Annotated in this window: 20 protein-coding genes and 1 other RNA gene; 11 read left to right on the top strand and 10 right to left on the bottom strand. The window is 63.3% G+C overall.

Going from position 1 to position 21,360, the window contains the following annotated elements:
• Position 1: 1 nt before the first annotated feature.
• The 4 genes from ACZYR5_RS05835 to ACZYR5_RS05850 all read right to left on the bottom strand — a co-directional run bounded on the left by ACZYR5_RS05835 (position 2) and on the right by ACZYR5_RS05850 (position 5,396).
• The gene (locus tag ACZYR5_RS05835; RefSeq protein ID WP_489088775.1) at positions 2 to 1,120 is read right to left on the bottom strand and encodes an ABC transporter permease; all 1,119 of its coding nucleotides are present in this window, start codon (positions 1,118 to 1,120) and stop codon (positions 2 to 4) included.
• Positions 1,120 to 3,843 carry a ribosome-associated ATPase/putative transporter RbbA gene (gene rbbA, locus ACZYR5_RS05840; protein WP_489088774.1) on the bottom strand — a complete coding sequence of 908 codons (2,724 nt, stop codon included), beginning with the start codon at positions 3,841 to 3,843 and terminating at the stop codon, positions 1,120 to 1,122. Before rbbA ends, ACZYR5_RS05835 begins: the two co-directional genes overlap by 1 nt.
• Entirely contained in the window at positions 3,840 to 4,805 is a 966-nt protein-coding gene (locus ACZYR5_RS05845; protein ID WP_489088773.1) for an HlyD family secretion protein, read from the bottom strand. The genes rbbA and ACZYR5_RS05845 overlap by 4 nt, the downstream gene beginning before the upstream one ends.
• Before the next feature lie 141 nt (positions 4,806 to 4,946).
• Entirely contained in the window at positions 4,947 to 5,396 is a 450-nt protein-coding gene (locus ACZYR5_RS05850; protein WP_489088772.1) for an EVE domain-containing protein, read from the bottom strand.
• A gap of 197 nt (positions 5,397 to 5,593) precedes the next feature.
• Between ACZYR5_RS05850 and ACZYR5_RS05855 the strand changes: the two genes are divergently transcribed.
• The gene (locus tag ACZYR5_RS05855) at positions 5,594 to 5,740 is read left to right on the top strand and encodes a hypothetical protein (RefSeq protein ID WP_489088771.1); all 147 of its coding nucleotides are present in this window, start codon (positions 5,594 to 5,596) and stop codon (positions 5,738 to 5,740) included.
• Between the two features lie 3 nt (positions 5,741 to 5,743).
• Here the strand turns inward: ACZYR5_RS05855 and ACZYR5_RS05860 are convergent, their stop codons facing one another.
• From ACZYR5_RS05860 to ACZYR5_RS05875, 4 genes are all read right to left on the bottom strand, one after another.
• Positions 5,744 to 6,367, bottom strand: coding sequence for a 5-formyltetrahydrofolate cyclo-ligase (locus ACZYR5_RS05860; protein WP_489088770.1), 624 nt, complete (start codon positions 6,365 to 6,367; stop codon positions 5,744 to 5,746).
• Positions 6,368 to 6,454: 87 nt separating this feature from the next.
• A non-coding RNA gene (gene ssrS, locus ACZYR5_RS05865) (6S RNA) lies at positions 6,455 to 6,633 on the bottom strand.
• Positions 6,634 to 6,663: 30 nt separating this feature from the next.
• Entirely contained in the window at positions 6,664 to 6,981 is a 318-nt protein-coding gene (locus ACZYR5_RS05870) for a cell division protein ZapA (RefSeq protein WP_027616897.1), read from the bottom strand.
• The gene (locus tag ACZYR5_RS05875) at positions 6,978 to 7,187 is read right to left on the bottom strand and encodes a TIGR02449 family protein (protein WP_027616898.1); all 210 of its coding nucleotides are present in this window, start codon (positions 7,185 to 7,187) and stop codon (positions 6,978 to 6,980) included. The genes ACZYR5_RS05870 and ACZYR5_RS05875 overlap by 4 nt, the downstream gene beginning before the upstream one ends.
• Before the next feature lie 164 nt (positions 7,188 to 7,351).
• Between ACZYR5_RS05875 and ACZYR5_RS05880 the strand changes: the two genes are divergently transcribed.
• The 9 genes from ACZYR5_RS05880 (at position 7,352) to gcvH (ending at position 16,668) form a co-directional block, all read left to right on the top strand.
• Entirely contained in the window at positions 7,352 to 7,912 is a 561-nt protein-coding gene (locus ACZYR5_RS05880; protein ID WP_489088769.1) for a YecA/YgfB family protein, read from the top strand.
• 31 nt (positions 7,913 to 7,943) lie between these two features.
• The gene (gene pepP, locus ACZYR5_RS05885; RefSeq protein WP_489088768.1) at positions 7,944 to 9,278 is read left to right on the top strand and encodes a Xaa-Pro aminopeptidase; all 1,335 of its coding nucleotides are present in this window, start codon (positions 7,944 to 7,946) and stop codon (positions 9,276 to 9,278) included.
• Complete coding sequence (ubiH, locus tag ACZYR5_RS05890) at positions 9,275 to 10,462, top strand: 2-octaprenyl-6-methoxyphenyl hydroxylase (RefSeq protein WP_489088767.1); 1,188 nt, start codon at positions 9,275 to 9,277, stop codon at positions 10,460 to 10,462. The genes pepP and ubiH overlap by 4 nt, the downstream gene beginning before the upstream one ends.
• On the top strand, positions 10,455 to 10,940 hold the full coding sequence (locus tag ACZYR5_RS05895; RefSeq protein ID WP_489088766.1) for a DUF4442 domain-containing protein: 486 nt from the start codon (positions 10,455 to 10,457) through the stop codon (positions 10,938 to 10,940). Before ubiH ends, ACZYR5_RS05895 begins: the two co-directional genes overlap by 8 nt.
• 9 nt (positions 10,941 to 10,949) lie before the next feature.
• A complete protein-coding gene (locus ACZYR5_RS05900; protein WP_489089051.1) occupies positions 10,950 to 12,167 on the top strand; it encodes a 2-octaprenyl-3-methyl-6-methoxy-1,4-benzoquinol hydroxylase in 1,218 nt (405 codons plus the stop codon).
• A 107-nt stretch (positions 12,168 to 12,274) separates the two neighbouring features.
• Positions 12,275 to 13,276: an extracellular solute-binding protein gene (locus ACZYR5_RS05905; protein WP_489088765.1), complete on the top strand. Its 1,002-nt coding sequence runs from the start codon at positions 12,275 to 12,277 to the stop codon at positions 13,274 to 13,276.
• Between the two features lie 102 nt (positions 13,277 to 13,378).
• Complete coding sequence (locus tag ACZYR5_RS05910) at positions 13,379 to 14,995, top strand: ABC transporter permease (RefSeq protein WP_489088764.1); 1,617 nt, start codon at positions 13,379 to 13,381, stop codon at positions 14,993 to 14,995.
• Between the two features lie 155 nt (positions 14,996 to 15,150).
• Positions 15,151 to 16,233: a glycine cleavage system aminomethyltransferase GcvT gene (gene gcvT / locus ACZYR5_RS05915; protein ID WP_489088763.1), complete on the top strand. Its 1,083-nt coding sequence runs from the start codon at positions 15,151 to 15,153 to the stop codon at positions 16,231 to 16,233.
• Positions 16,234 to 16,284: 51 nt separating this feature from the next.
• Positions 16,285 to 16,668 carry a glycine cleavage system protein GcvH gene (gene gcvH / locus ACZYR5_RS05920; protein ID WP_489088762.1) on the top strand — a complete coding sequence of 128 codons (384 nt, stop codon included), beginning with the start codon at positions 16,285 to 16,287 and terminating at the stop codon, positions 16,666 to 16,668.
• Positions 16,669 to 16,711: 43 nt separating this feature from the next.
• Here gcvH and ACZYR5_RS05925 read toward each other — a convergent pair whose 3' ends face one another.
• Positions 16,712 to 17,851, bottom strand: coding sequence for a DegT/DnrJ/EryC1/StrS family aminotransferase (locus ACZYR5_RS05925; protein ID WP_489088761.1), 1,140 nt, complete (start codon positions 17,849 to 17,851; stop codon positions 16,712 to 16,714).
• 151 nt (positions 17,852 to 18,002) lie between these two features.
• Between ACZYR5_RS05925 and gcvP the strand changes: the two genes are divergently transcribed.
• Positions 18,003 to 20,876: an aminomethyl-transferring glycine dehydrogenase gene (gene gcvP, locus ACZYR5_RS05930; RefSeq protein ID WP_489088760.1), complete on the top strand. Its 2,874-nt coding sequence runs from the start codon at positions 18,003 to 18,005 to the stop codon at positions 20,874 to 20,876.
• 139 nt (positions 20,877 to 21,015) lie between these two features.
• On the opposite strand, the gene ACZYR5_RS05935 is transcribed toward gcvP, so the two are convergent.
• On the bottom strand, positions 21,016 to 21,330 hold the full coding sequence (locus tag ACZYR5_RS05935; protein ID WP_489088759.1) for a DUF2388 domain-containing protein: 315 nt from the start codon (positions 21,328 to 21,330) through the stop codon (positions 21,016 to 21,018).
• Positions 21,331 to 21,360 lie beyond the last annotated feature (30 nt).

The raw sequence follows: 21,360 nt of genomic DNA on the forward strand, positions 1-21,360 counted from the left end.
TTCAGGACGCCAGGCTCCTGCGAAAACGCGCCAGGGCAATGCCGAAGAACGCCAGGCCGATGACGGTCAGGGCCAGCAGCTCGGGCCAGACCACCTCGAGCCCAGCGTCGCGGAACAGGATCGCTGCACTGAGGCTGACAAAGTGGGTAGAGGGCGAAAGTTGCATCACCCACTGCAGCCATTGCGGCATGCTGTCCAGTGGCGTGCTGCCGCCTGAAAGCAGGAGCATCGGGATGATCACCGGGATTGCCAGCAAGCCGAATTGCGGTGTCGAGCGTGCCAGGGTTGCGAGGAAAATCCCCAGCGCGGTGCTGGCGAACAGGTAGAGCGCGGTCACCAGCAGAAACAAGCCGAGGGAGCCGGCCAGGGGAACTCCCAACAAGCCCTTGACCACCACTTCCAGTGAAACCCAGGTGCACAGCACCACCACCAGCAGGTTGCTGCCGATTTTCGCCAGCATGATTTCCAGCGCCGTCAGCGGCAGCACCAGCAAGTGGTCGAGGGTGCCGTGCTCGCGTTCGCGCAGCAGCGCCGTGCCGGTCAGGACGATGGCGAGGATGGTGATGTTGTTGACGATCTGGATCACCGCGAGAAACCAGCCGCCCTCCAGATTGCTGTTGAACAGTGCGCGAGTGGTCAGCGATGCCGGGGCCTTGCTGGCGCTTTCGGCCTGGCCGCCGTAGGTGAGCAATTCGCGCTGGAAAATCCGCCCGATGTAACCGGCGCCCATGAACGCCTGGCTCATGGCCGTGGCGTCGACGTTGACCTGCAGCGCCGGCGTCCGTCCGGCCAGCAGGTCGGCCTGGAAGTTCGCCGGTACGTTGATCACGAAGGTGTATTGACCGCTGTCCATGACCTGGTCCAACTGGTCATAGGGCAGTAACACTGCGTTCTGGAACTGCGGCGGCTGCAGGGCTTCGGCGAGTCGCCGCGAGAGCTGGCTGTGGTCTTCGTCGACGATGGCCACGCTGGCGTTGTTGACGCCGATCACCGAGCCGGCCGCCGGCATGTAGATCGCCACGCTGAAGGCGTACAGCAAGAACAGCAGCAGGACACTGTCGTGGCGCAGACTGGTGAGTTCCTTGAGCCCCAGGCGCAGGATGTGCGAAAGCTGATGCATCAGACCTCCTGCTTTTTCAGCATGGCCAGGCTAAGCCCGGTGAACCCGAGGAAAAACCCCAGCAGCGCCAGGCACTGCGGCCATAGCTGACGCAGGTCCAGGGCCTTGGTGAAGGTGCCGACGGCGATGTCGAGGAAGTGTCCGGCCGGGAACAGCTGGCCCATCAGCGCGGCAGCCCCCTCCAGCGACGAGCGCGGCACGATCAGCCCGGAAAACTGAATGGTGGGCAGGCTGGTGATGATCATGGTGCCGAGGATCGCCGCAATCTGAGTGCGGGTGAACGCAGAAATCAGCAGGCCCATGCTGGTGGTCGCCAGCACGTAAAGCAGGCCGCCGAGTGCCAGGGTCAGGCTGCTGCCTTTGAATGGCACGCCGAACAGCCAGCGGTTCATCGCCACCAGCAGTGCGAGGTTGATCAGGCTCACTGCCAGATACGGCGCCTGCTTGCCCAGCAGGAATTCCAGGCGCGTCAGGGGCGTGGCATAGAAATTGGTGATCGAGCCCAGCTCCTTCTCGCGCACGATGCCCAGCGCCGTGAGCATCGCTGGAATAAAGGCGAGGATCAGCGCCATCACCCCGGGGCCGATAGCGTTGACGCTGACCACGTCCTGGTTATAGCGAAAGCGGGTTTCCAGTTTGGCCACCGGCCTGGTGTTCAGCGCCGGGCTGCTTTGCGCGGCCAGCTGTTCGAGGTTGGCCTGGTGCACGGCTTCGACGTAGTTGCGACTGGTCTCGGCGCGGAACGGCATGCCGCCATCCAGCCAGGCGGCCACGGCGGGTTGGCGACCGGCGTAGAGGTCGCGGCCGAAACCGGGGGGAATTTCCAGGGCCAGTTTGATCTCCGAGCGTTGCAAGCGCTGATGCAGCGCCTGGGCGTCGTGAATCGGCGGCTGTTCGGAAAAGTAGCGCGAGCCACGGAACGCTTCGAGGTAGGCGCGACTTTGCGGCGTCTGATCCTGGTCGTAGACGGCAAAGGCGAGGTTCTCCACGTCCAGGGAGATGCCGTAGCCGAAGATCACCATCATGAACAACGCACCGGCGAGGGCGAAGGCCAGGCGTACCTTGTCGCGCAGCAGTTCCTTGCCTTCGCGGCTGGCGACGGCCAGCAGCCGGCTCGGGCTGAATCGGCGAGTGTGTTCAGGCAGTGGCTGGCCTGGCGCTGGATTGACAGGCTCGGGTGCGGGCGGTGCAGGACTGTCGTTTTGCGCCTGTTCCAGGCAACGGACGAACGCGTCTTCCAACGTCGTGCCGGCAAACTGTTGCTGGAGCGCGGCCGGAGTATCGCAGGCGAGGACTTTGCCGGCGTGCATCAAGGAGATGCGGTCGCAGCGCTGGGCTTCGTTCATGAAGTGGGTGGAAAGAAAGATCGTCACCCCTTGCTCGCGGGATAACTCGATCAGCAGGCGCCAGAAATCATCCCGCGCCGCCGGGTCGACGCCGGAAGTCGGTTCGTCGAGGATCAGCACTTCCGGGCGATGCAGCACCGCGACCGCCAGTGACAGACGCTGGCGCAGGCCCAGGGGCAGGGCGCCGGATTGCTCTTCGGCGATGCTGCCCAGGTCGAAGCGCCGGATCAGTTCTTCAATACGTGACGCACTCTCGGCCTTGGGCAGGTCGAACAGGCGCGCGTGCAACTCCAGGTTCTGCCGCACGCTGAGTTCGCCGTACAGCGAGAAGCTTTGCGACATGAAGCCGACGCGCTTGCGGGTGGCCAGGTCCTTGGCATCCACCGGCTGGCCGAGCAGGGTCGCGCTGCCTTCGCTGGCGGGCATCAGGCCGGTGAGGACCTTCATGGTGGTGGTCTTGCCGCAGCCATTGGAGCCGAGGAAACCGAAAATCTCACCGCGACCGATGGCGAAGCTGACCTTGTTAACGGCGGTGAAGTCGCCGAAACGCAGGGTCAGTTCATGGGCTTCGATGGCGATTTCGCGGTTGTCGCTGTTGCGCGGGGGAATCACCAGCGCCGTAGCGTTGTGGCCGCTGTCACCCTGGAAGTGGGTAAAGGCGTCGTCCAGCTTGCCGCTGGGGGTGACGGCCGCCAGCTCCTGGCTCAAGCCGGCGGCGATCAGTTTGCCGTTGTCGAGCATCAGGCAGTGTTCGAACTGCTCGGCTTCTTCCATATAGGCCGTGGCCACCAGCAGGGTCAGTTGCGGGCGTTGCCGACGCACGTCTTCCACCAGTTCCCAGAAGTGCCGGCGCGACAGCGGGTCGACGCCGGTGGTCGGCTCGTCGAGGATCAGCAGGTCCGGTTCGTGGATCAGCGCGCAGCACAGGCCGAGCTTCTGTTTCATGCCGCCGGACAGCTTGCCCGCCGGCCGTTCGGCAAAGCGCGCCAGGTCGGTGGCCAGCAGCAGGCTGTGCATGCGCTGCTCGCAGTCGTCTTTCGACAGGCCGAACAAGGTGGCGAAAAAGCGGATGTTCTCGCTGATCGACAGGTCCGGGTACAGATTCCCGCCCAGGCCCTGGGGCATGAAGGCGATGCGCGGGTACAGGCTGTTGCGGTGACGTCGTTGGTCGATGGAGCCACCGAGCACTTGCAATTGCCCCTGTTGCAGCTTTTTCACCCCGGCAATCAGTCCCAGCAGGCTGGATTTGCCCGCGCCATCCGGGCCGATCAAGGCGCAGCGGGTGCCGCTGGGCAGGCTGAAGGCGATGTCGATCAACGCTTGCCGGGAACCGTAGGCGTGACACAGGCCTTCGGCTTGCAGCGCCAGGGCGCTCATTGCAGGTTGGCCGGCCAGTCCACAGTCGCTGTGCGCACGTAGCCGGCGCCCGGCATTCCCGGCTTGGCCTCGGGCACGGCGCTCGGTTCAGTCAGCTTGAGTTTGACCCGGAACACCAGCTTTTGCCGTTCGTCGCGGGTTTCCACCTCCTTGGGGGTGAATTGCGACTTGGCGGCGACGAAGCTGATTTTCGCTGGCAATGGCCGCTCGGGCAGGGCGTCGAGCAACACCCGCGCGTCACTGCCGACGGTCAGGCGACCGGTGACGGAGGCGGGCAGGTAAAGGTTCATGTACTGGTCGTTGGGGTCGATCAGCAGCAACACCCGGCCACCGGCGCCGAGCACTTCGCCGGGTTCGGCCAGGCGCAGCTGGATCACTCCGTCGATCGGCGCCCGCAGGCTGCTGTCATCGATCTCGCTGTTCAACTGGGCGACTTGCGCCTGGGCGGCACGGATGGCCGCCGAAACCGCCGCGACCTGGGCGTTCGCCGCTTGCACCGCGGCGTTTCCGGTGTCCAGCCGGGCCTGTTGCTGGTCGAGGATCTGCTGGCTGGCGAAACCGCGCTTGAACAACTCCTGGGAGCGCTTGATTTCCTGGTTGGCCAGCAGTACTTCGCTTTGGCGCAGCTGCACATTGGCCTGGGCTGCGGCGTAGTTCTGCCGGGCACGGAGCACTTCGGCCTCGGCCTGATTGCGCTGCGCTTCCAGGGTGCGGGTGTCCATACGGGCGAGCAGTTGGCCCTTGAGCACCTTGTCGCCTTCATCGACGTGCACCTCGGCCAGGCGCCCGGGAACCTTGCTGGCGATCTGCACTTCAGTGGCTTCGAGGCGCCCGTTGCCGACGCTGAGGCCTTCCGGCAGGCGGTCGTTGAGGGATTTCCAGTAGCCGAAGCCACCCGCTCCGACCAGCAGGGTCAGCAGGGCGAGGGCAAAAAGACGGGGTGAGCGATGGTTCGTCGACATGAGTGCATCCTGCAATCGTAGCGTCCTAGTCTGACGGCATCAGGGGGCTGGCCACTTGATGCCGGTCAAATGAAACGCCAGCCTAACCCGATTGCACAGGGCGATGCACCTGTCGAGGCGGTGACTGTCGGGTTCTGCTCCTCAGCGCAGTGCGAGCACGGCAGCCCATTGCTCGTCAGTGACCGGCATCACCGAAAGCCGGCTGCCTTTTTGCACCAGGGGCATCTGTTCCAGGGCACTTTGCTGCTTCAGGTAGTCGAGCCTTAGTACCTTTGGAAAGGTTTCCACGTGCGCGACGTTGATCGCACTCCAGGGATTCTTGTCGGCGTTGGCCTTGGGATCGAAGTAATGGCTCTCGGGTTCCAGCGCTGTCGGGTCCGGATAGGCCGCTTCGACAATTCGTCCGATGCCGGCAATGCCAGGCTCGGGGCAACTCGAGTGATAGAAGAAAAACTCGTCACCCACCGCCATGGCTCGCAGGAAATTGCGCGCCTGATAGTTGCGAACCCCGTCCCAACGGGCTTCGCCGAGCTTTTCCAGGCCTTTGATCGAGAGCTCGTCGGGCTCGGATTTCATCAGCCAATAGGCCATCTTTTATGCTCCAAAAGCAGGGGGCGCGAAGGATAAGGGTAAATATATGACAAACCGACGGTCGGTTGACGCCAGCGTTTGCGTGTCGCCTCACGTTACCGCAAAATGCCGGACTTTTAAGCAAGACGCGGCAAGCACGGCCTGGAATGGACACGGCTGCTGACATCGTGTGTGACACGCCTTGAGGGGGGCAATCGATGCAACGCAAGCCGGATTTACTCTGGGTACTGGTGATCGTGTTTGGTCTGGGTGTGGTGACGACCGGTTACGCACAGAGCCTGTGGGCCAACAAGACCGATGCGCCGATCGAGCTCGCGCAACAGATCCAGCCCTTCAAGCGCTAAGGTTCAAGTGTCAAGGATCGCCGGGTCGGCAACGTACCACTGGCGATCGGTCACCGTGCCCTGCAGCGGCACATCCCAACTGGCTTGCGCCAGCTTCCCGACTTTCTGACATTCGTGGGCCAGGCCCATCAGCGTCGGCTTGCGCCAGCTTTTGCGGCGCTCCAGATAGGCCAGGCTGCGGTCATAGAAACCACCGCCCATGCCCAGGCGCCCACCTTCCTCGTCAAAACCGACCAGCGGTAGCAGCACCAGGTCCAGCGCCCAGACCTTGCGCTGGCGTGCCGGGTTGACCTGTGGCTCGAGAATGCGGAAGCGATTGGGCAGCAGTTTTTCGCCGGGACGAATGCGCTGGAAGACCATCTTCGTCCGGGGCCAGGCGCTGAGCACCGGCAGATAAGTGGCCTTGCCCCGACGCTGGGCGGCGCGCAGCAACAGGCGCGGATCGATTTCACCGTCGGTGGGCAGGTACAGGGAGATGTGTCTGGCGCGGCGAAACAACGGATGTTGAGCCAGTTGTCGATACAGCCCGCGGGCGGCTTGCTGTTGCTGGCTGCCGGTCAGTGCGCGGCGGGCCTTGCGCAACTGGCGTCGAAGTTGCGGGCGGGAAAGCGGCGCAGGTTCGGTCATCGTCTTGGGCCGTTCGGGTGTCGATTGCGCCAGAAGGGCGTGATCGTAAAAAGCCGATGCCAGCAGGAACTGGCATCGGCTTGAATCAGGCTCCCCGGATGAACCGCTGCTGACTTAGCCCTTGAACCCGAAAGTTCAAGGTGGAAGATGCAGTAGGCTTTAAGGCTTTCCGTCTAGCGGACATGCACACCAGCCCAACGTGCAACCTCCAGGGTAGTGCGAATCGGCTCAGGGACATCGTCAACTGGCAAGCACCCCAGGGAGTGGCGCGAGTATACCGCAACCACCCCAAGGAATCAGCTTTTGCCTACATCCTGATCGGACGCAAGCACCAGGTCGACGCGATCGAGCAGGTCACGCACCTGTTCGCGGGTCGAGCCACTGGCCTGCACGTCCGGTCGTTCCTGGCTGTGCAGCAGGTCATGGGTGATGTTCAAGGCGGCCATCACGGCAATGCGGTCGGCGCCGATGACTTTGCCGCTGCTGCGGATTTCGCGCATCTTGCCGTCCAGGTAGCGGGCGGCGCTCACCAGATTGCTGCGTTCTTCCTGGGGGCAGATGATCGAATACTCTTTGTCGAGGATCTGCACGGTGACGCTATTGCTTGAACTCATGAGTCTTGCTCCAGGGCCTTGAGGCGCGAAATCATCGATTCGACCTTACGCCGGGCGATTTCATTTTTTTCAATGAGGTGCGCGCGTTCCTCGCGCCAGGTTTTTTCCTGAGCTAGTAAGAGTCCGTTTTGGCTCTTTAGTTGCTCGACTCGGGTAATTAGCAACTCGAGTCTGGCCATCAGCGCTTGCAGGTCGTCGTCTTCCATTGTCTTCACTGTCTGATGGGGGGCGGACTTCAGGCGCGATCTCGCACCGCGTGGTGTCAGATGCTCAGCGTTAACATCGCGAGCAGGCTCGCTCCTACAGGGGAGTCGATGTAGGATACAAGGCCTTCATTCTAGACATAGCGCCGCTTGGCGCCTAGCTGCCCATGCCCATTCAGAATTCTCCGTACCAAGCCTTCGCCACCCTGCTGCAAACCAGCGGCCATCCTGTCTCGCCTGCCGAACTGCACGGCCTGTTGCTCGGCCGCAGCTGTGCCGGCGCCGGCTTTGACGCCGAAGGATGGCTGATCGATGCCGCCGAACTGCTCGAAAGCGAGCCGCAGGACAATGTCCGCAACGCCTTGATCGGCCTGCAGGAGATGGTCAAGGGCGAGCTGACCGGCGACGACATGACCGTGGTCCTGCTGCTGCCAACCGATGACGCTCCGCTGGCCGAGCGTGCGGTTGCGCTGGGCGAGTGGTGCCAGGGTTTCCTCAGCGGTTTTGGCCTGAACTGCCGCGACAGCAGCATGCTGAGCACCGAAGCCACCGAGGTTTTGCAGGATCTTTCGGCCATTTCCCAGGTCCAGGACGCTCTTGAAGAGTCCGACGACGGCGAAAACGACTATATGGAAGTCATGGAGTACCTGCGGGTCGCCCCATTGCTGCTGTTTACCGAGACCAAAAAAGCCGACGAACCGGCTGCTGCCAAGCCATCGCTGCATTAATCAACTGCTGGAAAGGGACCCCCATCTGCCCATGATTCATATCCCGAAATCGGAATACAGCCGCCGCCGCAAGGCGTTGATGGCGCAGATGGAACCCAACAGCATTGCAATCCTGCCGGCCGCTGCGGTGGCCATCCGCAATCGCGACGTCGAGCACGTCTACCGCCAGGACAGCGACTTCCAGTACCTCAGCGGTTTCCCCGAGCCCCAGGCGGTCATCGTCCTGATCCCGGGGCGCGAGCACGGCGAGTACATCCTGTTCTGTCGCGAGCGCAATGCCGAGCGCGAGCTCTGGGACGGCCTGCGCGCCGGCCAGGAAGGCGCGATTCGCGACTTCGGCGCTGACGATGCTTTCCCGATTACCGATATCGACGACATTCTCCCCGGCCTGATCGAAGGCCGTGACCGGGTGTACTCGGCAATGGGCAGCAACGCGGAATTCGACCGGCACCTGATGGAGTGGATCAACGTGATTCGCTCCAAGGCGCACCTCGGTGCCCAGCCACCGAAGGAATTCGTTGCCCTGGATCATCTGCTGCATGACATGCGCCTGTATAAATCGGCGGCAGAGGTCAAGGTGATGCGCGAAGCCGCGCGGATTTCCGCCCAGGCCCATATTCGCGCGATGCAGGCCAGCCGAGCCGGCTTGCACGAGTTCAGCCTCGAAGCCGAACTGGACTACGAGTTCCGCAAGGGCGGAGCAAAAATGCCGGCCTATGGCTCGATCGTCGCTGCCGGACGCAACAGCTGCATCCTGCACTACCAGCAGAATGACGCGTTGCTCAGGGATGGCGACCTGGTGCTGATCGACGCCGGTTGCGAGATCGACTGCTACGCCAGCGATATCACCCGCACCTGGCCGGTCAACGGCAGGTTTTCGGCGGAGCAGAAGGCGATCTACGAGCTGGTACTGGCTGCGCAGGAAGCCGCGTTTGCCCAGATCGCGCCGAACAGGCACTGGAACCAGGCGCACGAAGCCACGGTGCAGGTGATCACCGCCGGTCTGGTCGAGCTGGGGTTGTTGCAGGGTGAGGTCGACGAACTGATCGCCAGCGAAGCTTATAAAGCGTTCTACATGCACCGCGCCGGGCATTGGCTGGGCATGGATGTGCACGATGTCGGCGAGTACAAGGTCGGCGGTGAGTGGCGGGTGCTGGAGGTCGGCATGGCCCTGACTGTGGAGCCGGGCATCTACATTGCCCCGGACAATCAGAACGTAGCGAAGAAATGGCGCGGCATTGGCGTGCGCATCGAGGATGACGTGGTGGTGACCAAGCAAGGCTGTGAAATCCTGACCCATGGGGTGCCGAAGACGGTTGCCGAGATCGAGGCGCTGATGGCCGCTGCCCGGGCCCAGGTCGCATGAGCCGGGTCAATCTGGCAATCATCGGTGGCGGGCTGGTTGGCGCCAGTCTGGCGCTGGCCTTGCAGGCGGGCGCCAAGGCGCGTGGCTGGAAGATCGTGCTGATCGAACCTTTCGCGCCCGGTGACAGCTACCAGCCGAGTTACGACGCGCGGTCCTCGGCGTTGTCCTACGGCGCGCAGCAGATTTACCAGCGCCTGGGCCTGTGGCAGGCGATTTCGCGGCGTGCCGAGCCGATCAAGCAGATTCATGTGTCGGACCGTGGACGTTTTTCCACCGCCCGTCTGTCGGCGATGGAAGAGGGCGTTCCGGCCCTCGGCTACGTGGTGGAAAACGCCTGGCTGGGCCAATGCCTGTGGCAGGGCCTGGACAAGGACGTGATCAGTTGGCGTTGCCCGGCCGAGGTCACGCGCATGGAACCGCTGGAAGACGGCTATCGACTGACCCTCAATGATGAAACCAGCCTTGAGTGCGACCTGGCGGTGTTGGCCGACGGCGGCCGTTCCGGGTTGCGCGAGCAACTGGGCATCGGCGTCAAGACGCGTCCGTATCACCAGAGCGCCTTGATCGCCAACATCACCCCGAGCGAAGCGCACAACGGCATGGCCTTCGAGCGCTTCACCGACGACGGGCCGATGGCCCTGTTGCCGCTGCCGGAAAATCGCTGCGCGCTGGTCTGGACCCGCCTGGGCATGGACGCGCAACGCCTGGCGGCGCTGGATGAGCGCAGTTTCCTCAGTGAGTTGCAGGGCGTGTTCGGATATCGCCTGGGCACGCTCAAGCAGGTCGGGGCGCGGCATTTGTATCCGCTGTCGCTGATCGAAGCCGAGGAGCAGGTACGCCCGCATCTGGCGGTCTTGGGCAACGCCGCCCACAGCTTGCATCCGATTGCCGGGCAGGGCTTCAACCTGTCCTTGCGCGACGCCCAGGCCCTGGCCGAAGCCTTGCTCGCCAGCGATGGCAAGCCGGGGGAGTTCGCCACCCTGCAGGCTTATCGCGAGCGCCAGCGCCTGGACCAGAACCTCACCGTTGGCTTCTCCGATCAGGTCACGCGGCTGTTCGGCAGCACCCAGCCGCTGGTTTCCCTGGGGCGCAATATCGGCCTGTTGGGCCTCGACCTGTTGCCACCGGCCAAACGCTGGTTCGCCCGGCAGGCCATGGGGCTGGGGACGCGTCCGGATGTTTGAGTGGTTGACCCGCAAAGTCGGCAAGGCACGGTTGATGCGCATCCTGATGTGCTTTTACCCGCCCTATATCGGCGCCGGCGTGCGCGTGCGGCAGATCAGCGACGACTTTCGCGATGTCCAGGTGAGCATGGGGCTGGGCTGGTACAACCGCAATTACGTGGGCACCCAGTTCGGCGGCAGCCTGTACTCGATGATCGACCCGTTTTTCATGCTGATGCTCATGGAAAACCTTGGGCGCGACTACATCGTCTGGGACAAGTCGGCCGATATCGACTTCATCTCCCCCGGCAAGGGCCCGGTGTTCGCCCGCTTTCGCATTGATCAGGGTTTGCTCGACGAGGTGCGCGAGCAAACCGCCAATGGCGAGAAGTACCTGCCGCAGTTGCGGATCGATATTCACGACGGCGCTGGCACTCTGGTTGCCCGGGTCGAGAAAACCCTTTACGTGCGGCTCAAGCCGCAAGCGAGACAGGCTTAAAGCATGGACATGCGCGCAGATCTGCTGATTGTCGGGGCTGGAATGGTCGGCAGTGCCCTGGCACTGGCGCTACAGGACAGTGGCCTGGAAGTGTTGCTGCTCGACGGCAGCCCCATGAGCGTCAAACCCTTCGATGCGCAATCGGCCTTCGAACCGCGGGTCAGTGCGTTGTCCGTCGCCAGCCAGCGCATTCTCGAACGCCTGGGTGTCTGGGACGGCGTGCTCAAGCGGCGCAGCAGTCCGTACTCCGACATGCAGGTGTGGGACGGCAGCGGCACCGGGCAGATCCACTTCTCGGCGGCCAGCGTGCATGCCGAGACGCTGGGACACATCGTCGAGAACCGGGTGGTCCAGGACGCACTGCTCGAGCGCCTGCACGATTGCGACCTGGGCCTGCTGGCCAATGCGCGGCTGGAGCAGATGCGCCGCTCCGGTGACGATTGGCTGCTGACCCTGGCTGACGGCCGCACCCTGCGCGCTCCACTGGTGATTGCCGCGGATGGCGCCAACTCGGCCGTGCGCCGGCTGACTGGGGTGGCCACCCGGGAATGGGATTATCTGCACCATGCAATCGTTACCAGCGTGCGCAGTTCCCAACCACACCAGATGACGGCCTGGCAGCGTTTCACCGATGACGGTCCGTTGGCCTTCCTGCCGCTCGAGCGCGACGGCCAGCACGACTGGTGTTCGATTGTCTGGTCGACCACGCCTGAGCAGGCGCAACGCCTGATGGCGCTGGACGAGGCAGCGTTCTGCGCGGAACTGGAGCGGGCCTTCGAAGGGCGCCTGGGTCGCGTGCTCAGCGCCGATCCACGGCTCTGCGTGCCGCTGCGTCAGCGGCATGCCAAGCGTTACGTGGCAGAGGGACTGGCGCTGATCGGCGACGCCGCGCACACCATTCACCCGCTGGCCGGGCAGGGCGTCAACCTCGGTTTCCTCGACGCCGCGGTGCTCGCCGAAGTGTTGTTGCAAGCCGCCAGCCGTGGCGAGCGCCTGGCGGATGTGAAGGTGCTCAGTCGCTACGAGCGGCGGCGCATGCCCCACAACCTGGCGTTGATGGCGGCGATGGAAGGCTTCGAGCGGCTGTTCCAGGCCGACCCCTTGCCGGTGCGCTGGCTGCGTAATACCGGTTTGAAAATGGTCGATCAGATGCCCGAGGCCAAGGCGCTGTTTGTGCGTCAGGCCCTGGGTTTGAGCGGCGATCTGCCGGAGTTGGCCAAGGCCTGAGGGCGCCGCGCAACATCTGGTAACTTGTGCGGCGGAGGGATCGGTTGAGCTGGTAAATGTGAGTCCTTATCATTTCGGCTCTTTTTCGCAATCGAGAGACCGCTCCCATGTTGGCACCGAAGCGTCTACTGACCGCCCTTGCCCTGACCCTGATTGGCACCACGGCACAGGCTGCCGACGAGGTGGTGGTCTACTCCTCGCGCATCGACGAGTTGATCAAGCCGGTCTTCGATGCCTACACCGAGAAAACCGGTGTCAAAGTGAAGTTCATCACCGACAAGGAAGCGCCGCTGATGCAGCGCATCAAGGCTGAAGGTGAGAACGCCACCGCCGACCTGCTGCTGACCGTTGACGCCGGTAACCTCTGGCAGGCCGAGCAGATGGGCATCCTGCAGCCGTTCACCTCGAAAACCATCGACGCCAATATTCCCCCGCAATACCGCGCCAAGTCCCATGCCTGGACCGGCCTGAGCCTGCGCGCCCGGACCCTGGTGTACTCCACCGAACGGGTCAAGCCGAGCGAGTTGACCACCTACGAAGCCCTGGCCGACAAACAGTGGGAAGGCCGCCTGTGCCTGCGTACCGCGAAGAAGGTCTACAACCAGTCGCTGACCGCCACGCTGATCGAAACCCATGGCGAAGCCAAGACCGAAGCGATCATCAAGGGCTGGGTAAATAACCTCGCCACCGACGTGTTCTCCGATGACAACGCAGTGATGCAGGCGATTGCCGCCGGGCAGTGCGACGTGGGTATCGTCAACACCTACTACTACGGCCGCCTGCACCAGCAGAACCCGGACCTGCCGGTCAAACTGTTCTGGCCGAACCAGGCCGACCGTGGCGTGCACGTCAACCTGTCGGGCATCGGCCTGACCAAATACGCCCCGCATCCAGCGGCCGCCAAGGCGCTGGTGGAGTGGATGACCACGCCTGAGGCGCAAAAGATCTTTGCCGACGTCAACCAGGAATTTCCGGCCAACCCGAGCGTGAAACCCTCGGCAGAAGTGGCCGCCTGGGGTCAGTTCGTTCCGGACGCGTTGCCGGTTGAAGTGGCGGGTAAGCGCCAGGCCGAGGCCATTCGCTTGATGGACCGTGCTGGCTGGAACTGAGTCAGCCGGTATACTGCGCCCCGCACTAGCGGGGCGTTTTGTTTGGGGGCCTGCCTCCGCCATCCCTGTGCTGCCTGTTTCCTCTGCTTGAGATCTCGCCCTGTGGCCCATCCCGCCCAACGTCGCTGGTATCCGCTGGTTTTCGCCGTCGCCGCCCTGGTCCTGCTGCCGCTGAGCGTGCTGTTGCTGTCGTGGCAATCCGTCGATGGGCAAATCTGGTCGCACCTGTGGGACACCCAGATGCCGCGCCTGCTGGGCAATACCCTGACGCTGATCCTCGGGGTTGGCGTCGGGGTAACACTGCTGGGGGTGAGCCTGGCCTGGCTCACCAGCCTCTGCGAGTTTCCCGGGCGCCGCTGGCTCGATTGGGCGCTGATGCTGCCCTTTGCGATTCCGGCCTATGTCCTGGCATTCGTGTTCGTCGGCCTGCTGGACTTCTCCGGCCCGGTGCAAAGCCTGCTGCGCGAATGGTTCGGCAGCGGCCTGCGCCTGCCACGGGTGCGCTCCACAGGCGGGGTGATCCTGGTGCTGGTGCTGGTGTTCTACCCCTACGTCTACCTGTTGGCGCGAACTGCATTTCTGGCTCAGGGTAAGGGGCTGATGGAAGCGGCGCGGGTGCTCGGGCAATCGCCATGGCAGGCGTTCTGGCGCGTCGCCCTGCCCATGGCGCGCCCGGCGATCGGCGCCGGTGTGGCCCTGGCACTGATGGAGACCCTGGCGGATTTCGGTGCGGTGTCGGTGTTCAACTTCGACACCTTTACCACCGCGATCTACAAGACCTGGTACGGCTTCTTCAGCCTGTCCAGCGCTGCCCAATTGGCCAGCCTGTTGCTGCTGGTGGTGATGGTGCTGCTGTACGGCGAGCGGCGCGCCCGGGGTGCCAGTCGCGCGAGCAATGAGCGGCCGCGTGGCAAGGCGCTGTATCACCTGCGTGGGCTCAAGGCGCTGGCGGCGAGCACCTGGTGTGGCCTGGTGTTCGCCTGCGCGTTCGTGATCCCGTTGCTGCAGTTGCTGGCGTGGTTCTGGCAGCGCGGCCGCTTCGACCTTGATGACCGTTACTCGGCGCTGATCCTGCACACCTTGTACCTGGGTGCGATGGCGGCGCTGATCACCGTCAGCGTGGCCATGGTCCTGGCGTTCGCCCGCCGCCTGGCGCCGACCCGGGCCGTCCGTTCCGGGATCAGCGTGGCGAACATCGGCTATGCGTTGCCCGGTTCGGTGCTGGCGGTATCGATCATGCTGGCGTTCAGTTACCTGGACCGCGAGCTGGTGGTGCCCTTGTCGAGCTGGCTGGGCGGGGCCGGCAAGCCGTTGCTGCTGGGCAGCGTGGCGGCCTTGTTGCTGGCCTATCTGGTGCGGTTCATTGCGGTGGCCTATGGGCCGCTGGAAAACAGCCTGGCACGGATTCGTCCATCGTTGCCCGAAGCCGCCCGCAGCCTGGGCGTGAGCGGCCCGCGACTGTTTTTCAAAGTGTATCTGCCGCTGCTGCTGCCGGGGACCCTGAGCGCGGCGCTGTTGGTATTCGTCGATGTGCTCAAGGAAATGCCCGCGACCCTGCTGATGCGCCCGTTCGGCTGGGACACGCTGGCGGTGCGGATCTTCGAAATGACCAGCGAAGGCGAGTGGGCGCGCGCCTCCTTGCCAGCCCTGACCCTGATTCTGGTGGGGCTGTTGCCGGTCATCGGCTTGATCCGCCGTTCGGCTCATCGCATCGGTTAGGTGCCAGTCCTACACCTTGCGGCTACAATGCGCGGCATTCGGTGCGGATCGTCCTTCAGACCGGGTAGCTGAAATTGGCTGAAAGCCTTCTATTCTGAGGCTTTCACCCCGATGGCACCTGTTCGCACCTTCGCCACGCCCGGAAGGAGAAACCCATGGGACAGCGTACGCCTCTGTATGACCTTCATCTCGCCCTCGGCGCGAAGATGGTCGATTTTGGCGGTTGGGATATGCCACTGCATTACGGCTCGCAGGTCGAGGAACACCATCAGGTGCGCCGCGATTGCGGGGTGTTCGATGTTTCCCATATGACCGTGATCGATGTCAGCGGCCCACAGGCCAAGGCCTGGCTCCAGTATCTGCTGGCCAATGATGTCGAGCGCCTGCACAGCAACGGCCGTGCCCTGTACAGCGCCATGCTCAATGAGCGTGGCGGCATCGTCGACGACATGATCGTCTATCGCCAGGAAGACGGTTACCGCCTGGTGGTGAACGCCGCCACCCGTGATCAGGACCTGGCCTGGATGCAGGCGCAGATCGGCCAGTTCCAGGTACAACTGCACGAGCGCCGCGACCTGGCAATGCTGGCGATCCAGGGGCCGCACGCCCGGCAGAAGATTGCCGAACTGGTCAGCCAGTCTCGTGGCACCCTGATCCAGCAGCTCAAGCCTTTCGAAGGCCAGTACGACGGCGACTGGTTCATTGCCCGAACCGGCTACACCGGCGAGGACGGCCTGGAAATTGCCATGCCGGCCGACCAGGCCCCGGCATTCTTCAACGACCTGGTCGGCGCCGGCATCTCGCCCATCGGCCTCGGCGCCCGCGACACCTTGCGCCTGGAGGCCGGCATGAACCTCTACGGCCAGGACATTCACCAGGACGTTTCGCCGCTGGCCTCGAACATGGCCTGGAGCATTGCCTGGGATCCCGCCGCACGTCCGTTCATCGGCCGGGCCGCGCTGGAGGCCGAGCGTACGGCAGGCGTACAGCACAAACTGGTCGGCCTGGTGCTCGAAGAGCGCGGGGTTTTACGTGCGCACCAAGTGGTGCGCATCGCTGATGTTGGCGAAGGAGAGATCACCAGTGGTAGTTTCTCTCCTACGCTTAGCAAATCGATCGCCCTGGCGCGATTGCCAATGGCAACCGCCGACCGCGCAGAAGTGGAAATCCGTGGCAAGTGGTACCCGGTTCGGGTGGTAAAACCGACCTTCGTGCGGCATGGCAAAACCTTGATCTAACCATTTCCGGCGGGCCAACACCGCTGACATTTATTCTTGAGGACACAGAACATGAGCGATATCCCTGCCGAACTGCGTTTTGCCGAAAGTCACGAATGGGCGCGCCTGGAAGCCGATGGCACGGTCACGGTAGGCATCAGCGATCACGCTCAGGAAGCGTTGGGCGACGTGGTATTCGTCGAGCTGACCGAGGTGGGCAATGTGTTCGGTGCTGGCGACCAGGCCGGTGTAGTGGAGTCGGTCAAGGCTGCTTCGGACATCTACTCGCCGGTTGCCGGTGAAGTGATCGCCGTCAACGAAGAGCTGAGCGCCAACCCTGAACTGCTCAACTCCGAGCCTTACGACGCGTGGATCTTCAAGCTCAAGCCAAGCACCCCGGCTGAGCTGGAAAAACTCCTCGACGCTGCCGGCTACAAGGCCGCCATCGGCGAGTGATGCGCACGCAGGAGCCGCTTAGCCGGCTCCTGCGCCAACGCCGTCAGCGCTGCAGTACGGTTTTCACCGCTGCCACCACCCGTTCCACATCGGCGGTGTTCATGGTGGAAAACATCGGCAACGACACGATCAGCCGGCCAACACGCTCGGCCACCGGGAACATCCCCTCCTTGAAACCGCGCTCGCGGTACAGACTCAGCAGATGAATCGGCGGGTAGTGATAGCCGATGCCAATCCCCAGTTCCTGCATTTTTTCCATGAAGGTGGCGCGTGCCGGTAGGCCGTCCGTGCGCTCAGGCAGTACCAGTTGGAACAGGTGCCAGTTGCTCTGGGTGAAATCCGCCGGCGGTAGCTGCGCGCCGTAACGTTCTTCGAAGTCGCTGCCGAAGCACTCGAAATAATGCTTGGCCAGCATGCGGCGCTGGGCAGTGATCGCCTCGATCCCGGCAAACTGGCCGAGGCCGATGGCCGCTGCGATGTCGGTCATGTTGAATTTACCGCCGAGCACGTCCACATCGAGGCCGTCGAAACCGCTGCGGGTCACCCCTTGCAGGCGATATTTTTCCGCCAGCCGCGCTTCTTCAGGGGTGTTGAGCACCAGGCAACCGCCTTCCGAGCAGGTGACGTTCTTGTTCGCCTGAAAGCTGAACGAGACGAAATCCCCGGTGGCACCGATCCGCTGCCCCTTCCAGCTGGAACCCAGCGCCTGGGCGGCGTCCTCGACCACCCGCAGGCCATGTTTGCGGGCAATCGCATACAGGCGCGACATGTCCACTGGCAAACCGGCAAGGTACACCGGAATGATGGCCTTGGTGCGCGGGGTGATGGCGGCTTCCAGCTGGTCGAGATCGATGTTGCGGGTGATCGGGTCGATATCGGCAAACACCGGCGTGGCCCCGACTTCGAGGATCACGTTGGCCGTTGCCACCCAGGAAATGGGCGTGGTGATGACCTCGTCACCGGCGCCGATGCCGGCGATGCGCAGGGCGATTTCCATGGTGCAGGTGCCGGAGTTGAAGGTGCGTACCGGACGACCACCGAAAAACTCCGAGAGTTGCGCTTCAAAGGCCTGGACCTTGGGCCCGCTGGTGATCCAGCCGGAACGCAGGACCTCGCCGACGGCGCTGATGGTGGCTTCATCGATGACAGGTTTGGAAAACGGCAGAAAAGGCAGTTGGCTCATGACGATCAGGGCACCTGATGGGCGGACGTAGTTGAGACGCGCAATAGAATGGCTCCGATTGGCCGAAGACACCATACCCTGCGCACAGGGCAGCTATGCTGCCTGAACCGAGTTGAACAGACGCTGAGCGCCAATCAAGAGAGAGCCCGTCATGTCCCAAATGCCCAGCTTGAGCCAGTTACGCGACCCCAATGCCTTCCTGCGCCGCCACCTGGGGCCGGACGCCGCCGAACAACAGGCGATGCTCGACAGCCTGGGGCTCGGCAGCCGGGTCGAGTTGATCGAGCAGACGGTGCCGCCGGGCATTCGTTTCAATCGCGCACTGGACCTGCCGCCGGCGTTGGACGAAGAGGCGGCGTTGGCAAAGCTGCGCGGATATGCCGAGCAGAATCAGGTGTGGACCAGCCTGATCGGCATGGGCTATCACGGGACCCTGACGCCGGCGGTGATTCTGCGCAACGTGCTGGAAAACCCCGGTTGGTACACCGCCTACACCCCTTATCAACCGGAGATTGCCCAGGGCCGGCTCGAAGCCCTGCTCAATTTCCAGCAATTGACCATCGACCTGACCGGTCTCGATCTGGCCAATGCCTCCTTGCTCGATGAAGCGACGGCCGCTGCAGAGGCCATGGCGCTGGCCAAGCGGGTGGCGAAGTCTAAAAGCAATCTGTTCTTCGTCGATGAAAACTGTCACCCGCAAACCATTTCCGTGGTCCAGACCCGCGCCGAGGGTTTCGGTTTCGAACTGATTATCGACGCTGTGGATAACTTGCCGCAGCATCAGGTGTTCGGCGCGCTGTTGCAGTATCCGGATACCCACGGCGAGATCCGCGACTTGCGGCCGCTGATCGACCACTTGCACGCCCAGCAGGCCCTGGCTTGCGTGGCGGCGGACTTGCTCAGCCTGTTGTTGCTGACGCCGCCCGGTGAAATGGGCGCCGACGTGGTGTTCGGTTCGTCCCAGCGCTTCGGCGTGCCGATGGGCTATGGCGGCCCGCATGCGGCGTTTTTTGCCAGTCGCGAGGAGTACAAGCGGGCGATCCCCGGGCGCATTATCGGTGTCTCGAAAGATGCCCGGGGCAATGTCGCGCTGCGCATGGCCCTGCAAACCCGCGAGCAGCATATCCGCCGCGAGAAGGCCAACTCGAACATCTGCACGGCCCAGGTGTTGCTGGCCAACATCGCCAGCTTCTACGCGGTCTACCACGGCCCGCAAGGGCTCAAGCGCATTGCGCAACGGGTGCACCGGTTGACCTGCATCCTCGCCGCCGGTCTTGAACGCAACGGTATTGCTCGCCTCAACCGACAGTTCTTCGACACCTTGACCCTTGAGGTGGGCGGCAGCCAGACCGCGATCATCGAAACCGCCAAGGCGGCGCAGATCAACCTGCGGATCCTGGGGCGGGGCCAGGTTGGCCTGAGCCTTGACGAAAGCTGCGACGAACGCACCGTGGCCAAGCTGTTCGACGTGTTCCTGGGTGCCGATCATGGGCTGCAGATTGCCGACCTGGACGCCGAGCCACTGGCGTCCGGCATCCCCGCCAGCCTGTTGCGCAGCAGCGCGTACCTGCGCCATCCGGTGTTCAACGCCCATCACAGCGAAACCGAGATGCTGCGCTACCTCAAGCAGTTGGAGAACAAGGACCTGGCGCTCAACCAGTCGATGATTCCGCTGGGCTCCTGCACCATGAAACTCAATGCCACCGCCGAGATGATCCCCATCACCTGGCCGGGCTTCGCCAACCTGCACCCCTTTGCGCCGAAGGATCAGGCGATGGGCTACAGCCTGATGATCACTGAGCTGGAGAGCTGGCTGTGTGCGATCACCGGTTTTGACGCGATCTGCATGCAGCCGAACTCCGGGGCTCAGGGCGAGTACGCCGGGCTGCTGGCGATCAGCAAGTACCATGCGAGCCGCCAGCAAGGGGCGCGGGACATTTGCCTGATCCCGGCATCGGCCCACGGCACCAACCCGGCTTCTGCGCAGATGGCCGGGATGCGTGTGGTAATTGTCGAGTGCGACGAGGCCGGCAACGTCGATCTGGAAGACCTGAAAACCAAGGCCGCAGCGGCAGGGGACAAACTGGCCTGCCTGATGGCGACTTACCCCTCGACCCATGGTGTGTACGAAGAGGGTATCAGCGAGATCTGCGAAGTTATCCACCGCCACGGCGGCCAGGTGTACATGGACGGCGCCAACCTCAATGCCCAGGTCGGCCTGGCGCGGCCGGCGGACATCGGTGCCGATGTCTCACACATGAACCTGCACAAGACCTTTTGCATTCCTCACGGCGGGGGCGGGCCGGGGATGGGGCCGATTGGCGTCCGTGCGCATCTTGCGCCGTTCGTCGCCAATCATCCGGTGGTGCCGCTGGACGGTCCGGATCCGCAGAACGGTGCCGTCAGCGCCGCGCCTTGGGGCAGTGCGAGTATTTTGCCGATCAGTTGGATGTACATCGCCATGATGGGCCCGCAACTGGCGGATGCCAGCGAGGTGGCGATTCTATCCGCCAACTACCTGGCCGAGCAGCTGTCGGGGGCCTTTCCGGTGCTGTTCAGCGGACGCAACGGACGGGTGGCCCATGAATGCATCCTCGATCTGCGGCCGCTGAAGGCGCTGACCGGGATCACTGAGGAAGACGTGGCCAAGCGCCTGATGGATTACGGCTTCCACGCGCCGACCATGTCGTTTCCGGTGGCCGGTACCTTGATGGTCGAGCCGACTGAAAGTGAGTCCAAGGCGGAGCTGGATCGTTTTATCAATGCGATGCTGAGTATCCGTGCGGAGATTTCCGAGGTGCAGAACGGCAGCTGGCCAGCCGAGGACAACCCGCTGAAACGTTCGCCCCATACCCTGGCGGACATCACCGGTGTCTGGGATCGACCCTACAGCATCGAGCAGGCCGTGACGCCGGACGCCCACACCCGGGCGCACAAGTACTGGCCGACGGTGAATCGGGTGGACAATGTGTACGGCGATCGGAATTTGTACTGTGCGTGTGTGCCGGTGGATGAGTATCGGTGAAATTCATCGTGGGTGGCGGTGAACCACTGTAGGAGCGAGCTTGCTCGCGAAGCACCTGAGGGCGCCGCAATCATTCAGAATGACCGCGTCATCGTTGACGTTCTTCGCGAGCAAAGCTCGCTCCTACAAAAAAGCAGCATTACTCGGCGGTGGTATTACGCGCCAGAATCGCATTGGCCAATTCCATGTCGCTGGCCTGCAGGCCCGGATGCTCGGCACGCACCTGGTGCATCGCTGATTCCAGGAACGGTCCGCGAATCGCGCCGTCGCTGGCAACGAAGCTGCTGGCGTCGTCCTGGGCCGCCGCGATCATCTTGTGATCCTTGGACGTCAGGTAGGTGGAGGCGGTGGTAGCACCGGAGGAAATCACGTTTCTCCAGAAAGTATCGGCCATGGCGGACCCGGCGCTCAGCGAGAGCAGGGCAAGGGTAGCGGCGGCCAGTTTGACGCGCATCGAGGGTGACTCCAGTGGTTTGGGAAGATC

The sequence above is a fragment of the Pseudomonas sp. F007 genome (assembly GCF_057814275.1).

What these genes read in the sequence shown, in the direction of transcription:
- pepP (WP_489088768.1), top strand. Translation starts at nt 7,944, where the DNA reads ATGATTCATATCCCGAAATCGGAATACAGCCGCCGCCGCAAGGCGTTG.
- gcvP (WP_489088760.1), top strand. Translation starts at nt 18,003, where the DNA reads ATGTCCCAAATGCCCAGCTTGAGCCAGTTACGCGACCCCAATGCCTTC.
- ACZYR5_RS05875 (WP_027616898.1), bottom strand. Translation starts at nt 7,187, where the DNA reads ATGGAAGACGACGACCTGCAAGCGCTGATGGCCAGACTCGAGTTGCTA.
- ACZYR5_RS05935 (WP_489088759.1), bottom strand. Translation starts at nt 21,330, where the DNA reads ATGCGCGTCAAACTGGCCGCCGCTACCCTTGCCCTGCTCTCGCTGAGC.
- ACZYR5_RS05850 (WP_489088772.1), bottom strand. Translation starts at nt 5,396, where the DNA reads ATGGCCTATTGGCTGATGAAATCCGAGCCCGACGAGCTCTCGATCAAA.
- ACZYR5_RS05870 (WP_027616897.1), bottom strand. Translation starts at nt 6,981, where the DNA reads ATGAGTTCAAGCAATAGCGTCACCGTGCAGATCCTCGACAAAGAGTAT.
- rbbA (WP_489088774.1), bottom strand. Translation starts at nt 3,843, where the DNA reads ATGAGCGCCCTGGCGCTGCAAGCCGAAGGCCTGTGTCACGCCTACGGT.
- ACZYR5_RS05925 (WP_489088761.1), bottom strand. Translation starts at nt 17,851, where the DNA reads ATGAGCCAACTGCCTTTTCTGCCGTTTTCCAAACCTGTCATCGATGAA.
- ACZYR5_RS05880 (WP_489088769.1), top strand. Translation starts at nt 7,352, where the DNA reads ATGCCCATTCAGAATTCTCCGTACCAAGCCTTCGCCACCCTGCTGCAA.
- ACZYR5_RS05900 (WP_489089051.1), top strand. Translation starts at nt 10,950, where the DNA reads ATGCGCGCAGATCTGCTGATTGTCGGGGCTGGAATGGTCGGCAGTGCC.
- ACZYR5_RS05860 (WP_489088770.1), bottom strand. Translation starts at nt 6,367, where the DNA reads ATGACCGAACCTGCGCCGCTTTCCCGCCCGCAACTTCGACGCCAGTTG.
- ACZYR5_RS05845 (WP_489088773.1), bottom strand. Translation starts at nt 4,805, where the DNA reads ATGTCGACGAACCATCGCTCACCCCGTCTTTTTGCCCTCGCCCTGCTG.
- ACZYR5_RS05895 (WP_489088766.1), top strand. Translation starts at nt 10,455, where the DNA reads ATGTTTGAGTGGTTGACCCGCAAAGTCGGCAAGGCACGGTTGATGCGC.
- gcvH (WP_489088762.1), top strand. Translation starts at nt 16,285, where the DNA reads ATGAGCGATATCCCTGCCGAACTGCGTTTTGCCGAAAGTCACGAATGG.
- ACZYR5_RS05905 (WP_489088765.1), top strand. Translation starts at nt 12,275, where the DNA reads ATGTTGGCACCGAAGCGTCTACTGACCGCCCTTGCCCTGACCCTGATT.
- ubiH (WP_489088767.1), top strand. Translation starts at nt 9,275, where the DNA reads ATGAGCCGGGTCAATCTGGCAATCATCGGTGGCGGGCTGGTTGGCGCC.
- ACZYR5_RS05835 (WP_489088775.1), bottom strand. Translation starts at nt 1,120, where the DNA reads ATGCATCAGCTTTCGCACATCCTGCGCCTGGGGCTCAAGGAACTCACC.
- gcvT (WP_489088763.1), top strand. Translation starts at nt 15,151, where the DNA reads ATGGGACAGCGTACGCCTCTGTATGACCTTCATCTCGCCCTCGGCGCG.
- ACZYR5_RS05855 (WP_489088771.1), top strand. Translation starts at nt 5,594, where the DNA reads ATGCAACGCAAGCCGGATTTACTCTGGGTACTGGTGATCGTGTTTGGT.